Source organism: Pseudomonas viridiflava (assembly GCF_900184295.1).
GTDB classification, from domain to species: Bacteria; Pseudomonadota; Gammaproteobacteria; order Pseudomonadales; family Pseudomonadaceae; genus Aquipseudomonas; species Aquipseudomonas viridiflava.
On the sequence record NZ_LT855380.1, the window covers coordinates 4,159,736 to 4,175,615 of the forward strand.

Here is a 15,880-nt window from a genome sequence, read left to right on the forward strand (position 1 = left end):
CCGACAAAATGTCTCGGGGACTGGCAAAATCCGTCCTGCCCGCCCACTTTCGAAAAACCGGAACCCGACATGCTCATCAAGACTGCCAGCCTTATCGTCAATCCCTGCGATGACGAATACGACAACATGGCGCTGCTCTGCTGCCACAGCGAGAACGGCGAGTTGTTCTCGCTGAGTCGTTTTCCCGATGAAAACGAAGTGGAAATCACCGTTCGGGACGACAGGACGCATACGGTCTCGACGCTGAAAGTGACCTTTAGTGCCGAACGCCTGCTGCTGGAAATCGATCCCGCGGACGGCAAGCAACTGGACGGCCATGAGCGTTACGAAATCCTGCACAGCACCTCGGCAGGCGAACTGCACGAAGTCGAGGAAACCCTGCAGATCATTCTGAAAGACGTGGGCAGCTATGTAAGCGAACTCGCCTGATCACATCTACTGCCGTTCGGACCACAAGGAGCCCGTCATGCCCGCCATTTTCGACGCCCACTGCCACATCATCGACCCCGGTTATCCGCTTCAGGCCAACAATGGTTTCCTGCCGGAGCCGTTCCGGGTGAGCGACTATCTGGCGCAGGTCGAACCCTTGGGTGTCAGGGGTGGTGCCGTGGTTTCGGGCTCGTTTCAAGGCTTTGATCAGACTTACCTGCTGGCCGCACTGAAACGGCTGGGACCGAATTTCGCAGGCGTGACTCAGTTACCGTCCAGTGTCACGGATGCAGAGCTGGAAATGCTCAACGCGTCTGGCGTACGGGCCCTGCGTTTCAATCTGAAGCGGGGCGGGTCTGAACAGCTCGATCAACTGGAAGCCCTGGCACTAAGGGTTCACGATCTGGTCGGCTGGCATTCGGAGCTGTATATCGACTCACGCGAGTTGGCCGACATCGAAACCCGCCTGCTCAGGCTGCCTGCCGTGAGCATCGATCATCTGGGGCTGAGTGCCGAAGGCCTGCCTGTGTTGCTACGTTTGGCCGAGCATGGCGTACGGATCAAGGCCTGCGGCTTCGGGCGGGTCGACTTTGCTGTGCCAGCGATTTTGAAGGACATCCACGCAGCCAACCCCGACGCCCTGATGTTCGGCACCGACCTGCCCTCGACCCGCGCACCCCGGCCGTTCGAGCCGGGTGATATCGATCTGGTAGTGGAGGCGCTGGGTGAGGCGGCTGCGCAAAACGTGTTGTGGGGCAATGCTGCGGCGTTTTATCGGGTGTCATCAAACAATACGTAATCTGCTGAATGAAAACGTTTACGTGGGAGGCGGCTTGCCGGCGATGAACGATGACGCGATTTTCCTGACATACCGCATCGACTGCATCGCCGGCAAGCCGCCTCCCACGGTGCGTGTTTGCTGCGCGAAAGCGCTACGCCGAAGGACCAGTGAGGCCTCCCAAAGTCATTTGTCAGCTGCAAGTCTGCGGCCGGTCAGACATGAGGCAATTACTGTTGAAAGTAGCTCTCGCCTGTAACTTCCTACAAAGAGCAGACAAAACATGTAGGACAATTCCCATCTAAACGTATGAACTATCTCTAAACTTCATAAAAAACCCCAGAGTCGTTAGTCGATACCTGCCCGAATGAATTAAAGTATCGCCCCCAGCCTGCTGTCGCCCGACGCGGCTGATTACCCTGCCAGGAACAGTCACCGATGGAACATCGTGAGGCGCTGATTGCGCTGCGAACATTTCTTTCAACGCAAATCCTCGGCCAGGAAAAGCTGATCGAACGCCTGCTCATCGCCCTGCTTGCCGACGGCCACATGCTCGTCGAAGGCGCACCGGGCCTTGCCAAGACCAAGGCCATCAAGGAACTGGCAGAAGGCATCGAAGCACAGTTTCATCGCATTCAATTCACCCCCGACCTGTTGCCTGCCGACATCACCGGCACCGAGATCTATCGTCCGGAAACCGGCAGTTTCGTGTTCCAGCAGGGTCCGATCTTTCACAATCTGGTGCTTGCGGACGAAATCAACCGCGCGCCAGCCAAGGTCCAGTCGGCTCTGCTCGAGGCCATGGCCGAGCGTCAGGTCAGTGTCGGGCGCAGCACCTATGATCTTTCGCCGCTGTTTCTGGTCATGGCGACCCAGAACCCCATCGAGCAGGAAGGCACTTATCCCCTGCCCGAAGCACAGCTCGACCGCTTCCTGATGCATGTCAAGATCGGCTTCCCGGATGCCGCCGTCGAACGCAAGATCCTGCAGCAGGCCCGCGGCGAAGCGCTGAATGGCGAAACCAAGCCGGAGCGGCGCGTCAGCCAGCAGGCGATCTTTGCAGCCCGCAAGGAAATCCTCGGTCTGTACATGGCCGACGCGGTTGAGGAATACCTGGTGCAACTGGTCATGGCCACTCGCACACCGGCCAAGTTCGATCAGGAACTGGCCGAGTGGATTGCCTATGGCGCCAGCCCGCGTGGCTCTATCTCGCTGGACCGCTGCGCACGGGCCCACGCCTGGCTGGCGGGACGCGACTTCGTCAGCCCCGAGGACATTCAGGCGGTGCTGTTCGACGTGCTGCGCCACCGCATTATCCTGTCGTTCGAGGCCGAAGCTGCGGGCATCGATCAGGACCGCGTGATTCAGCGGATCCTCGACGTCGTGGCCGTCGCCTGACCCCATGCAACCCTACCTGATCCCACAACCGGGCATTCGCGTCACGCTCAGCGAGCTGATCGAGATGCGTCATCGCGTGCGGGAAGTGCAGCTTTTTTCGACGCCGAGCCAGCGCAGCCCGCTGATCGGCCTGCACCACTCCAAGCTGCGTGGCCGTGGGGTGGACTTCGATCAGGTCCGGGTCTATCAGGCAGGCGACGATGTGCGCAGCATCGACTGGCGCGTGACTGCCCGCACGCAGGAGCCGCACACCAAGCTTTTCCATGAAGAACGCGAGAGGCCGATTTTCATTCTGGTGGAACAGAGCCGTCGCCTGTTCTTCGGCTCCGGACAGATGTTCAAGTCGGTACTGGCTGCACAGGCCGCGGCGCTGATCGGCTGGGCCGCACTGGAACACAATGACCGGGTGGGCGGGCTGGTGTTCGGCGACAACGAGCATTACGAGATCAAACCCCGGCGCAGTAAACAGAGCCTTTTACAGCTGCTCAACCGGCTGGTGCGGGTCAATCAGTCGTTGCACACCGAAATCCCCGCCGACCGTGATGCGTTCGGTACCGCCCTGCGGCGTGCCCGTGAGGTGCTGCGTCCCGGCAGTCTGGTCATCGTGCTTTGTGACGAGCGTGCCCTGTCCGATGCCGCTGAGCAGCAACTCACCCTGCTGGCGCGCCACAGCGACCTGTTGTTATTGCCGCTGTCCGACCCGCTGGACCGCGCGCTGCCTGCGGCAGGTCTGTTGCGATTTGCCGAGCGCGGTGCACAACTGGAACTCGACACCCTTGATCCCGAACTGCGTCGCGCCTATCGCGTTCAGGGTGAGGAGCGCTCGGCGCGCTGGGAACTGCTTGCGCAGAAACTGCGCGTGCTGCTGATGCCGTTGAGCACCCAGTTCGAACTGGTCGAGCAATTGCGTGAATACCTCAACGCCCAGCGTCCGGTGAAGCGCAAATGAATCCACTGGATCAGTTGCAACCCCTGATCGCCCCTGAAACCATCGGCTTCTGGCCTCCTGCGCCGGGTTGGTGGCTGCTGTTGCTGTTGATCCCCGCGCTGGGCTGGGGCATCTGGCGGCTGCGCACGCTGTTGCCGGTCAAGGTCAGCAAAAGCCGCAGCGAGCAGCCGCTTGATCCCGTGCGGGTCGCGGCGCTGGCTGAACTGGCCAGCCTGCCCAAACCCTATGACGGCGCCCCCGCCGGTGCCTGGCTGCAACAGATCAACGGCCTGCTCAAGCGCCTGTGCCGCAACCACTATCCACACAGCCAGAGCCATACCCTCAACGGTCGTAAATGGCTGGCGTTTCTCGATAACCGCTGCCCGGCCGCAGGCCTGACGCGCTGGATGATCCTTGTTGAAGGTGCTTACAAACCCGAATGCAAACTCGATGACAAGGCCATCAGCGGCCTGACCCAGGCCGTCGATATCTGGATTCGCAAACATGTTTGAGTTCGTCTGGCCCTGGGTCTTCGCCCTGCTGCCGCTGCCCTGGCTGATGCGCTTCGTGTTGCCGATGGCCGACAGCGGCGAAGCCGCGCTCAAGGTCAGCTTCCTCAACGAACTCGAAGGTTTGAGCGGTCGGCGCGCCAAGGCCAACCTGCCCGCGTGGCGACAGCGCTCGCCGTTCCTGCTCATCTGGCTGTTTCTGCTGATCGCCGCCGCCCGCCCGCAATGGCTTGGCGAGCCGCTTCCCGTGGCTGCCAGCGGCCGCGACCTGCTGGTGGCCGTGGATGTTTCCGGCTCCATGGATTACCCGGACATGCAATGGCAGAGCGACGAAGTCAGCCGACTGGTGTTGGTTCAGCATCTGTTGGGCGATTTTCTCGAGGGCCGTCAGGGTGATCGGGTCGGCCTGATCCTGTTCGGCAGTCAGGCCTTCGTTCAGGCCCCGCTGACGTTCGACCGCCGCACCGTGCGTATCTGGCTGGACGAGGCGAAAATCGGCATCGCGGGCAAAAACACAGCCATCGGCGACGCCATCGGTCTTGCGCTCAAACGCCTGCGCCTGCGTCCGGCCAATAGCCGCGTTCTGGTGCTGGTCACCGATGGCGCCAACAACGGCGGGCAGATCGACCCGATCACGGCGGCACGGCTGGCAGCAAACGAAGGCGTTCGGATCTACACCATCGGTATCGGCTCAGACCCTGACAAGAGCGGCATACAGGGACTGCTGGGCCTGAACCCGAGCCTGGACCTGGATGAGCCGACCCTCAAGGACATTGCCAGCCTTAGCGGCGGCCAATACTTCCGCGCCCGCGATGGCGAGCAACTGGAAAAGATCCGCGCCACCCTCGACTCGCTCGAACCGGTCGCCCAGCAACCCACCCAGGCCCGCCCGGCGCAAGTGCTGTATCAGTGGCCCTTGTCATTGGCGCTGCTGCTGAGCGTGTTGCTGGTGATCCGCAGCCTGTGGCCCAACAACGCCGTGCAACGGGCACTCGTCAGCCTGCGCGCTTTCGGCTGGCGTGAGCGCGTCGAACGTCTGTGGAGGTCGCGATGATCGCCTCCCTCTGGCCACACTGGTTCCGTCCATGGTGGCTGCTGATCGTGCCCTTGCTGGCGCTGTTGATCTGGCAACTCTGGCATCGGCAGAAACGCGCCGGACGCTGGCAGATCATCCTGCCCGCCGCCTTTCATGCCGTGTTGCTGAACGGCAGTCGCGGCAGCAACAGCAAACTGCCGTGGGTGGTACTGGCGCTGGCCTGGCTGCTGGCGCTGGCCGCGCTGCTTGGTCCCAGCTGGCAGCGTGTCGAGCAGATCAGCCAGAAGCCGGTCGATCCGCTGGTGGTGGTGCTGGAACTCACCCCGCAGATGCTCGCCACCGACATTGCCCCGACACGTCTGGAACAGGCGCGACGCAAACTGCTCGATCTGTTGCAACTGCGCAGCGACTCACAGACCGCCATCGTGGTCTACGCGGGCAGCGCCCACACGCTGGTGCCGCTGTCCGACGATCTGGTCACCAGCCATAACCTGCTGGAGGCGATCAGGCCGTCGATCATGCCGGTGCCGGGCCAGCGTGCCGATCTGGCGGTCGTCAAGGCGCTGAACCTGCTGAAGCAGGGTGCGCTGGGCCAGGGCAGGATTCTGCTGATCGGCTCGTCCTTGAGTGAACAGGAGCGCGACGGCATCCGTCAGGCCCTGCGCGGCCAGTCGCCGCCCTTGTTGATACTGGGTATTGGAACTGCCGAAGGTGCTCCAGTGACTCAGGAAAACGGCAGCCTGCTCAAGGACGATCAGGGCGCGATCATGGTGCCGCGTCTGGACAGCACCAGCCTCAATGACTTTGCCGAGCAGGTCGGCGGCAGCTACCGTCAGGCGCGGGCTGATGAAGAGGACCTGCGCAGTCTCGGCCTGCTCGCCAGCCCGCAACGCCTGCGCAGCGACGGGCAGATCGTGCAGCTCGACACCTGGGCCGATCAGGGTCACTGGTTTCTGCTGCCGCTGCTGTTGATCGCCGCCTGTGCGGGTCGCCGCGGCTGGCTGTTCTGCCTGCCGCTGCTGTTCATGTTTCCGCAGAACAGTCAGGCGTTCGAATTTCAGGACCTGTGGCTGCGCCCGGATCAGCAGGGTCAGCGTCTGCTGGAACAGCGCCGGCCGGCAGAAGCCGCACAACGCTTTGAAGACCCACAGTGGAAAGGTATCGCCTTCTACGAAGCCGGGGATTACGCCAGCGCAGCGCAACGCTTTGCTGAAGGAAACACAGCCGCCGATCATTACAACCGTGGCAATGCGCTGGCCCGCAGTGGCGAACTGGAAGCGGCACTGGACGCCTATGAACAGGCGCTCGAACGGCAGCCGGACTTCCCCGCAGCGGTGAACAACCGTGCACTGGTTCAGAATCTTCTGGATCAGGCCAATGCGGCTCAACCCGAACAGGACAAACCGGAAAAACCCGAGCAGGATGAAGCAGGCCAGAATGGCACGCAGGACCAGACCAGCAACCATTCGCCCTCCGAACAGGACACTGCCCGGCCAAGTGAGGACAACAGCAGCGAAAGCCTGCCTCCGGACACGTCCGGCCTGCAGTCTTCCGGCCCATCGACAGACGATGAACAGACCACTCGCCCGCCCCTGCAGCCTGCCGACCGTCCCGTCACCAGCGAACGACGTCAGGAACTGGAGCAGTGGCTGAGACAGATTCCGGACGATCCGGGCGAACTGCTGCGGCGCAAATTCCGCTACGAACAGCAACATCAGGAAAAGACCCGATGAGTCGCGCGTACCCCTTATTGACCGGCCTGCTGCTGAGCCTGTCTGTCCTGTCGTCACACGCGGCCGAACTGACGGCCAGCGTCGACCGCACACGGCTGAACGCCGGGGAAACCTTCGAGCTGACGCTGGAAACCGACGACGTCACGCAGTTCGGCAAGCCCGACCTGACCGTGCTGGACAGCGACTTCGAGGTGCGCGACACCCGTCAGGTCAACCGACTGACGACCCTGGGCACCAACAATCAGGCAACCACGCGCTGGATCGTCACCCTGCTGCCACGGCAAACCGGCAGCGTCACGATTCCTTCCCTGCAACTGGGCGACCTGAAAAGCCAGCCACTGACTCTGCAAGTGATTCAGAACGAAGCCAGGGAACAGGATCGGCAACTGGCACCGGTGTTCATCGAGGCGACGCTGGATCAGGACAGCGTCTACGTTCAGGCTCAGGTCGTGCTGACCCTGCGCATCTACCACTCCGTGCAGTTGTTCGACGACAGCAGCCTCAGCCCGCTGCAGGTGCCGGACGCCCGCATCGAGAAGCTGGGCGATTCGCGTACCTACGAAAAGCTGATCAACAGCGTGCGCCACGGGGTCATCGAGATGCGCTATGCGCTCTATCCCCAGCACAGCGGAGTCTTGACCATTCCGCCTCAGGTGTTCAGCGCGACGCAGGTGCAGCCTCAGGCCAGCAGTGCAGCGAATCAGGACGCCAACCCGTTCGGCCCGCAACCGGGCAAGGTGATGCGCGTCAGTTCCGCCGAGATCCCGCTGAACGTCAGAGCGGTACCTGCGGACTACCCGACTCAGGTGCCATGGCTCCCGGCCCGCACCGTCAGCCTTGAAGAGAGCTGGAGCCCGGAACCGGGCAAGACTCAGGTCGGCGATTCACTGACACGCACCCTCATTCTCAAGGCCGAAGGTTTGGCCGGTGCGCAATTACCGCCCTTGCCTGCCACCGAAGTACCCGGCCTGCGCCGTTATCCGGACCAGCCGCAACTGCGCAACCTGCCCAGCGAACGAGGCCTGATCGGCACCCGTGAAGAACGCGAAGCGCTGGTGCCCACCCGTGCCGGCGCAATTGATCTGCCTGCGGTGGAAGTCACCTGGTGGAACACCCGTGAAGACCACCTGGAGCACACAAGCCTGCCCGCCCGCACCTTGCAGATTAGCGGCAACCCCGGACTGGGCGTTGACACACCGGTCAGCAACGAAATGAGTGGCCTGACCGTCATCGGCCCACCGGTCTGGCCGTGGCAGATGAGCACGCTGTTCTTCGCCTTCACGACCTTGCTGGCCTGCCTGCTCTGGTGGCGCGCGCGCGGCCAGCCGGCAATCGCCAAAACCGTGCAGGCAGGCCCCAGCCCGCGTACTGTGCTGGACGACCTCAAGCGCGCCTGTCTGGCCAACGACCCGCAGGCCACGCGCCAGGCCCTGGATGCCTGGGCGCGCCAACAACCGGAAACCCTGGCCGACATGGCGGCCCGTTTCGTGCCGCTGTCCGATGCACTGGATGGCCTGAACGGCGCACTCTACAGTGAGACCGGTAAACTCTGGCTGGGCGAGGACCTGTGGCGTGCGATCCGCACCCTGCCAGCCGCCGAACACATTCAGGACCCGGCAGGCGATGCCGGGTTGCCGCCGCTGTATCCCAAGTGAGGATGCAGTCGGCCACCCTTTTGATGACAAGGTAATTCAATGCGTCTGTTTCACACCTCCGACTGGCATCTGGGTCAGAACCTTCACGGTCAGGAGCGCGATTTCGAACACGCCTGCTTTCTGACCTGGCTGCTGGCCCGTCTGGCCGAGCGCCAGCCTGATGTGCTGTTGATCGCGGGCGACATCTTCGACACCGTCAACCCGCCGGTCAAAGCCCAGGAGCGGCTGTACGACTTCATCGTCAATGCCCACGAACAGAACCCGCTGCTGACCATCGTCATGATCGCCGGAAACCACGACTCAGGCTCGCGCATCGAACTGCCCGCGCCGCTGATGCGTCGTCTGCGCACCCACGCGCTCGGCCGTGTGTTATGGCTGGATGAAGGCGTGCTGGACGCCGAGCGGCTGCTATTGCCACTGCCCGATGCGGAAGGTCAGGTCCGAGCGTGGTGCCTGGCGTTGCCGTTCCTGCGCCCCGCCGAAGTCACCGGCCCGACGCTGGGCGACGATTACCTGAAAGGTATCGCCAGAGTTCACGAGCGCCTGATCGAAGCCGCCAACCTCAAACGCCAGCCAGGTCAGGCGCTGATCGCCGTGAGTCATGCGCACATGGCCGGTGGTTCGGTGTCCGAAGACTCCGAGCGCAGCCTGATCATCGGCAACGCCGAAGCCCTGCCCGCCAGCCTGTTCGGGCCGAGCATCACCTACGTCGCCCTCGGCCATCTGCACAAGCCGCAACGGGTCAACGGTGAAGAGCGCATTCGCTACAGTGGCTCGCCGATCCCATTGTCATTCTCGGAAATCGGCTATCAGCACCAGATTCTGGAAATCAACTGCGACGGTGAAACCCTGACCAGCGTCGACACCTGCCTGATTCCACGCGCCGTCAACCTGCAACGCCTGGGCCCTGCACCGCTGGCCGAACTGCTGGTGCAGCTCAAGGAACTGCCCAACGTCGATCTGTTGGCCGACCCGGATCGACAGCCGTGGCTGGAGGTGCGCGTGCGCCTCGACGAGCCGCAGCCGGACCTGCGCAACCAGATCGAAACCGCCCTGCAGGGCAAGGCCGTGCGACTGGTGCGCATCGGTGCCGAATACGCAGGCAAGGGCAGCGCCGTCGGCAGTGATGACGATGCCGCGCTGATCGAACTGGATCAGCTCAGCCCGCAGGAACTGTTCAGCCGCGCCTGGCAGGACAACTTCGGCAGCGAGGTCGATGAACAGACCCTGACCGACTTCGCCACACTGTTGCGTGAAGTGCAGCAGGAGAGCGAACAGCCATGAAGATTCTTGCCATTCGCCTGAAAAACCTGGCCTCGCTGGCCGGACCGTTCGAACTGGACTTCACCGCAGAACCCTTGGCCAGCGCCGGCCTGTTCGCCATTACCGGCCCGACCGGTGCAGGCAAGAGCACGCTGCTCGATGCGTTGTGCCTGGCGCTGTTCGGGGCCATTCCGCGGCTGAGCAACATCGGCCAGTCGAAGGTCCCCGACATCGACGGCGACATTACCACCAGCGATCCACGCACCCTGCTGCGCCGTGGCACCGGCAGCGGTTACGCCGAAGTGGACTTCATCGGCATCGACCAACGCCGCTATAGGGCACGCTGGGAAACCAACCGCGCGCGGGACAACGCCGCGAAGAAACTTCAGGCCAGCCGCCAGACCCTGACCGATCTGGACAGCGAGCAGATCCTCAGCAATCAGAGCAAACGCGAATTCGAGCAACTGATCGAAAGCCGTCTGGGCCTCAATTTCGAACAGTTCACCCGTGCCGTGATGCTCGCCCAGAGCGAGTTCAGCGCCTTTCTCAAGGCCGACGACAAGGAACGCAGCGAACTGCTGGAGAAGCTGACCAACACGGCGATCTACAGCCAGCTCGGGCGACGCGCCTACAGTAAGAGCAAGGAAGCCGAAGAAGCCCTCAAGGCCCTGACCGCCCAGGCCAGTCATATCAGCCCGCTGGATCCCGAACAGCTTGCCGAGCTCGAGCAGCGCATGAGCGATGCCCAGCAACAGCTCAAGCTCCATCAGGCTCAACAGCGCCAGCTGGAACTGCAGCAGCAATGGCTGACCGAACTGCATCGGCTGCGCGACGAACAACTCGCCGCTCAGAAAAGCCTGACCGGCGCGCAGCAGGTGTGGGACGACCAGAGCAGCCAGCGTCAGACACTGGGGCAGCTTGAACGCCTCGGTCCGCAACGGCACCGCTTCGCACGCCGGATCACCCTGAACGCTCAGCTCGCGCCACTGGCCGAGCAGATTCGCCAGCACCACGAGCAGCAGATCGCGCTGCAAACCGGCCAGCAGCAGTTGCACAATCAACGCAGCCAGGCGCAGCTTCGGTTACAGGACGCCCAGCAGGCGCACAACACCGCCAAACCACTGTTGCAGCAGGCGTTCGATGCGCAAAGCACGCTGAACCGCCTCGCTCAGGAATTGGCCAAGGCCTCGGAACACCAGCAGCAGGCCGAGCACCTCTGCACCCAGGGCCAGACCGGCCTGGACATTCTGCTCGACCAGCAGCAACAAGTTGCCCAGCGTCTTGAGCGCATCGCCGGACAACTGGCGGACAGCAGCGATCTGGCACCGCTGGCCCAAGGCTGGAACGCGTGGCGCGACCGCCTGAAAACCCTGACGCTCACTGCCAATCGCCTCAAGCACGGCAATCGTGAGCTGCCTGCGCTGCAACAGCGCGCCAGCGAGGCCGAGCAACAACTGACTGAACAGCGCAACGCGCTGGAATTGCTGTACCGCGAGGCCGATTGCGAAGTCGCTGCCGTCACCGAACAGCTGCAGATCCTCGGCAGCCTGTTGCAGGACAACCGCAAGCAGCAGCGCGCTTTCGAGGAACTGACGCGTCTGTGGGCCAGCCAGCAGGACATCGAACACCAATTGCAGGCGCTGACTCGGCAGCAGCAGGAAGCCCAGCAGGAACGCGAGTCACTGGTTACCCAGGGCATCAAGGTCAAGGACGAGCTGACCGTAGCCGAACAGACCCTTAACGTGACCCGCCAGTTGCTGGAGCGCCAGCGTCTGGCCCGCAGCGCCAGCGTCGAAGAACTGCGTACCCAGTTGCAGGACGACCAGCCCTGCCCGGTCTGCGGCAGTGCCGAGCACCCGTGGCATCAGCCGCAAGCCTTGCTGCAAAGCCTGACCCAACACGACGAAGATGAGCAGGCCAGCGCACAAAAGGCCGTCGACACCCTGACCGAGCAGCGCAACCAATTGCGCGAGCAGGTCGGCGGAATCATCGCCCGGCAGAAAGAACTGCTACGCCAGCACGACCAACTGACGCAACGCCATCAGACACTGGCTCCGGACCTTGAAGCGCATCCGCTCGGCGCCCAGTTGCTGGACCGTGACCCTGCCAAACGCGATGCCTGGCTGAGCCAGCAGCTCAGCCACTTGAACGAAATCATTCTGCGCGACGAGCAGCGCCAGCAAGCCCTGCTCAATCTGCAGAAAGATGCCGCACGCCTGCAGCAGTCGGTGCAGACCGCGCAGGAAGCCAGTCAGGCCGCAGCCCATCACGTGACCGAACAGCTCCAGCAACTGAGCGCTGATCAGCAGCGTCTAGACGAAGAACTGGCTGCACTCGCGCCGCTGGTGTCTTCGCAGACTCTGGATGGGCTGCGCAGTGATGCCTCGACCACCGTGATGCAGCTAGAGCAGCAAGTGGTGCAGCGCCTCGATCAACTGGAGCAGCAAGGCGAAGAGCAGCAGGAACAGCGTGAACGCCAGCAGCGCATCGACAGCGAACAGGTCGAGCAGAAGAACCGTCTGCAGCGTGTTACAGAACAGCAGCAGGCCGTGGCCGCCCTCAGCGAACAGCAGCAGGCAAGCCAGCAACGGTTGCAGGACCTGCTGGGCGACCACACCAGCGCCGAGCAGTGGCAGCAGACGCTGGAACACGCCGTCGAGCAGGCCCGTCAGGCCGAAAGCTCGGCCGCCCAGTCTCTGCAGGATATCCAGAGTCAGCTGATACAGCTGGCTGCCGAACTCAAGTCCGGTGAGCAACAGCAGCAGGCCTTGCAGCAGGAACTGACGGAGCTGGACGCCACCCTTACAGACTGGCGCACTCAGCACGCAGAACTGGATGACGCGGCGCTGGACACGCTCCTCACCTACGATGACGAGCAGGTCGAGCAGTTGCGCCAGCAGTCGCAGGCAGCCGAGAAAGCGCTGGAGCAGGCGCGAATCCTGCTCAACGAACGCGAACAGCGCGTGCAGCAGCATCAGGCGCAACATGCCGGCCTGACCGACAGCGACGCGTTGAATGTCGCCCTGTTGCAGGCGCAGGAACAGACGGCCCTGAGCGAACAGCACTGTGCCGAACTGCGCGCGCAACTGAGCGAAGACCAGCGCCGCCGCAACGCCAACAGTGAATTGCAGACGCGCATCAACGACGCCACCGGCGAATACCAACGCTGGGCACGACTGGCTGCGCTGATCGGCTCGGCCGAAGGCGACAAATTCCGCAAGATCGCCCAGGCCTACAACCTCGATCTGCTGGTGCACCACGCCAACGCGCAACTGAAACAACTGGTGCGCCGCTACCGCCTCAAGCGCGGCGGCAGCATGCTCGGCCTGCTGGTGCTGGACACCGAGATGGGCGACGAGACCCGATCGGTGCATTCACTGTCGGGCGGAGAAACCTTTCTGGTGTCGCTGGCTTTGGCGCTGGGCCTGGCATCGATGGCGTCCAGCACCTTGCGTATCGAATCGCTGTTTATCGACGAAGGCTTCGGCAGCCTCGACCCGGAGTCGCTGCAACTGGCCATGGATGCACTGGACGGCCTGCAGGCTCAGGGTCGCAAGGTGGGCGTCATTTCCCACGTTCAGGAAATGCACGAGCGCATCCCGGTACAGATCAAGGTCCGCCGTCAGGGCAACGGGCTGAGCACCATCGAAGTCGGCAGCTCATGACGCCGATGCTTTACTCGTTCCGCCGCTGCCCATACGCCATGCGCGCCCGCATGGCGCTGCGTTACGCGGGCTGCCAGGTGGATATCCATGAAGTCAGCCTCAAGGCCAAGCCGCCGGAAATGCTCGAGCGCTCGCCCAAGGGCACGGTTCCGGTGCTGGTCCTGGAGGACCGTGTTCTGGAACAGAGCCTGGACATCATGCACTGGGCACTGGCGCAGAATGACCCGGATGACTGGCTGCTGGCGCAGGCTCCTGCGGGACAACGGCAGATCGCCGACCTGATCGAAGAGAACGATCAGGTTTTCAAGCTGAATCTGGACCGCTACAAGTACGCCGTGCGCCACCCAGAGCATCCACCCGAGCATTACCGAGCGCTGGGCGAAGTCTTTCTGCGCAAGCTGGAAGATCGACTGCAATCGCAGGCTTATCTGCTGGGTGAACGCCAGACACTGGCTGACATCGCCCTCGCGCCGTTCATTCGCCAGTTCTGCTTTGTCGATCCGGACTGGTTTGCGCAAAGTCCCTACTCTGCCTTGCGCAACTGGCTGCAGCGCTTTCTGGACTCCGATCTGTTTGACGCGGTCATGCGCAAATAGACCAATTGCCCTTGACTGTCTTTTTCCGGCACAAAAAAATCCCCGTTACGGATGAGGTAACGGGGTCAAGGGGATTCAACGCTTTCGCGAGCAGGCTCACGTAACAGTCCATGCCTTGTCTGCCACGCAATGGGCAGTGGTCGCGTGGACCTGTGTGGGCGAACATGCTCGCGAAAGCATTGCCGTTCACGAATCCATTCCCCGGTATCGAAACCTTCGTTAACGGGGAATGGATTCACGCACGTTTCACTGGGCGGACTTGTGATCCAGCGCGGCGTAGAAGTTGGCGCTTTGTTGCAGATACTTGGTTGTGTAGGTCTGTGTCGCGTGGGCTTTCTTGTCGCTGACTTCAACACTGGCGCTGGCAGGAAGTGCCACGGAAGCGGAAATAGCCGATGCAGCAATGATGGAGAAAAGATTGAAGTTCATGTTGGTCACCTCTCTATGTCGGCGCTGCACGCTGCTTCTGTGCTGCTGTGAGTTCTGGCCGTCTTGGCCGTGACTCAAACTTACGCCTGAGGGTGATTCAGCAGAAATCTTTTGTAGCACTAACTTATATCATCAGGATTGATAACGGCTTCAGCCCGCGGTTTGCGCGGGCTGAAGCGTTTGTATCCTATTTGTCGCTCAGAAAATGCACATAAGAAGGTGCATCCACGTCGAGTTTCTGCACCGTTTCGCCGACCATGCCGGTTTGCGGATCACGGCGTACGGTCACGATCTGGTTACTCTTCTGATTGGCAAACAGCATGAACCTGCCGCTGGGGTCGAAGCTGAACTCACGAGGCTCCTTGCCTTCAACAGTGCGACGCTGGATTTCCTCAAGCTTCCCGCTGGCAGGGTCAATGCGGAACACCACGACCTGATTGGCCTCGCCACGGTTGGTCACGTACAGGAACTTGCCGTCGGGTGAGGCGTGCAAGGCGCCGCCGCCGTTCTTCTGGTCAACGCCCTTGTTTTTCATGTCCAGTATCTGGGTTTGCTTGAAGCCGCCGTCCAGGTAGTCGAACACCACCACCTGAGCCGACATTTCCAGTACCAGCCAGGCATGTTTACCGTTGCTGCTGAAGAGCACATGACGGGGACCACTGCCCGCAGGCAACTGCACGGTCGGCACCTTGGCAGGCTGCAGGGGTTTGGCCTGATCGGCGTTGTAGCGGTAGACGAACAGTTTGTCGGCACCCAGGTCGGCCGTTACCACGTAATTGCCATCCGGAGTCGGCACTGCGAGGTGAACATGGGACGAGGCCTGCCGTTCCGGATTGACCTTGCTGCCAGGGCCCAATGGCAGGACCTGAACGGCATCACTCAACTGGCCATTCTTGCCGACCGGCATCACGGACAACGCGCCACCCGGATCAGGGTTCACCGCGTAGTTCGCCACGAACAGGTAGCGGCCGTCCTTGCTCAGGCTCGAGTGAGTCGGCTCCTCGCCCTTGGTTTCGACCTGATTGATCGGCGCAACCTTGAAGGTCTTGGGTTCGATGGAGAAACTGCTGACCTTGCCCACCGTATCGGTCTGGCCAGGGCCGTTCTCGTTGACGACGAACAGGTAACGCTGGTCTTTGGAAACCGTCAGCCAGGACGGGTTCTCGGTCTTGATCACTTGAAGCGGCTTGGGGCTGATCATGCCAGTCTTGCTGTCGAAGCCAAAACGGTAGATCCCCTCGCTTGTTCCCTGGGTATAGGAACCCAGCAGCAATTCGGAATCGGTCATGGTTTGAGCCTGCAGGGTGAAAGCGCTCATGGCACTGGCCATCGCCAGCCAAGGCAGAATTTTGTGGGGCATGGGGGCATCCCTTTTGTTGAAGTTATGACGCCTGTCACGCGGCAATCAGCTCTATGACACTGACAACGGGGTGTAGTTTTGCAGAGCCTGCAATGGATCTG

Annotated in this window: 13 protein-coding genes; 11 read left to right on the forward strand and 2 right to left on the reverse strand. The window is 62.1% G+C overall.

Annotation, left to right across the window (positions count from 1 at the left end):
- The first annotated feature begins 69 nt into the window (after positions 1–69).
- The 11 genes from CFBP1590_RS18575 to CFBP1590_RS18625 all read left to right on the forward strand — a co-directional run bounded on the left by CFBP1590_RS18575 (position 70) and on the right by CFBP1590_RS18625 (position 13,990).
- Positions 70–429, forward strand: coding sequence for a hypothetical protein (locus CFBP1590_RS18575; RefSeq protein ID WP_004883866.1), 360 nt, complete (start codon positions 70–72; stop codon positions 427–429).
- A 37-nt stretch (positions 430–466) separates the two neighbouring features.
- Complete coding sequence (locus tag CFBP1590_RS18580; RefSeq protein WP_029243394.1) at positions 467–1,228, forward strand: amidohydrolase family protein; 762 nt, start codon at positions 467–469, stop codon at positions 1,226–1,228.
- A gap of 417 nt (positions 1,229–1,645) precedes the next feature.
- Positions 1,646–2,605 carry an AAA family ATPase gene (locus CFBP1590_RS18585; protein ID WP_004883864.1) on the forward strand — a complete coding sequence of 320 codons (960 nt, stop codon included), beginning with the start codon at positions 1,646–1,648 and terminating at the stop codon, positions 2,603–2,605.
- Positions 2,606–2,609: 4 nt separating this feature from the next.
- Complete coding sequence (locus CFBP1590_RS18590; protein WP_004883863.1) at positions 2,610–3,554, forward strand: DUF58 domain-containing protein; 945 nt, start codon at positions 2,610–2,612, stop codon at positions 3,552–3,554.
- Positions 3,551–4,045 (forward strand): DUF4381 domain-containing protein, encoded by a 495-nt coding sequence (locus tag CFBP1590_RS18595; RefSeq protein ID WP_088235702.1) that lies wholly within the window; start codon positions 3,551–3,553, stop codon positions 4,043–4,045. The genes CFBP1590_RS18590 and CFBP1590_RS18595 overlap by 4 nt, the downstream gene beginning before the upstream one ends.
- Positions 4,038–5,096, forward strand: coding sequence for a vWA domain-containing protein (locus CFBP1590_RS18600; RefSeq protein ID WP_029243395.1), 1,059 nt, complete (start codon positions 4,038–4,040; stop codon positions 5,094–5,096). Before CFBP1590_RS18595 ends, CFBP1590_RS18600 begins: the two co-directional genes overlap by 8 nt.
- Entirely contained in the window at positions 5,093–6,811 is a 1,719-nt protein-coding gene (locus tag CFBP1590_RS18605) for a VWA domain-containing protein (RefSeq protein ID WP_088235703.1), read from the forward strand. The genes CFBP1590_RS18600 and CFBP1590_RS18605 overlap by 4 nt, the downstream gene beginning before the upstream one ends.
- Complete coding sequence (locus CFBP1590_RS18610; RefSeq protein ID WP_088235704.1) at positions 6,808–8,466, forward strand: BatD family protein; 1,659 nt, start codon at positions 6,808–6,810, stop codon at positions 8,464–8,466. Before CFBP1590_RS18605 ends, CFBP1590_RS18610 begins: the two co-directional genes overlap by 4 nt.
- Positions 8,467–8,505: 39 nt before the next feature.
- On the forward strand, positions 8,506–9,750 hold the full coding sequence (locus CFBP1590_RS18615) for an exonuclease SbcCD subunit D C-terminal domain-containing protein (protein ID WP_058430589.1): 1,245 nt from the start codon (positions 8,506–8,508) through the stop codon (positions 9,748–9,750).
- On the forward strand, positions 9,747–13,394 hold the full coding sequence (locus CFBP1590_RS18620) for an AAA family ATPase (protein ID WP_088235705.1): 3,648 nt from the start codon (positions 9,747–9,749) through the stop codon (positions 13,392–13,394). Before CFBP1590_RS18615 ends, CFBP1590_RS18620 begins: the two co-directional genes overlap by 4 nt.
- On the forward strand, positions 13,391–13,990 hold the full coding sequence (locus CFBP1590_RS18625; RefSeq protein ID WP_058430587.1) for a glutathione S-transferase: 600 nt from the start codon (positions 13,391–13,393) through the stop codon (positions 13,988–13,990). The genes CFBP1590_RS18620 and CFBP1590_RS18625 overlap by 4 nt, the downstream gene beginning before the upstream one ends.
- Positions 13,991–14,236: 246 nt before the next feature.
- Here CFBP1590_RS18625 and CFBP1590_RS18630 read toward each other — a convergent pair whose 3' ends face one another.
- Positions 14,237–14,419 carry a hypothetical protein gene (locus CFBP1590_RS18630; RefSeq protein WP_004883855.1) on the reverse strand — a complete coding sequence of 61 codons (183 nt, stop codon included), beginning with the start codon at positions 14,417–14,419 and terminating at the stop codon, positions 14,237–14,239.
- Between the two features lie 187 nt (positions 14,420–14,606).
- The gene (locus CFBP1590_RS18635; RefSeq protein WP_043306476.1) at positions 14,607–15,779 is read right to left on the reverse strand and encodes a lactonase family protein; all 1,173 of its coding nucleotides are present in this window, start codon (positions 15,777–15,779) and stop codon (positions 14,607–14,609) included.
- Between the last annotated feature and the right edge of the window lie 101 nt (positions 15,780–15,880).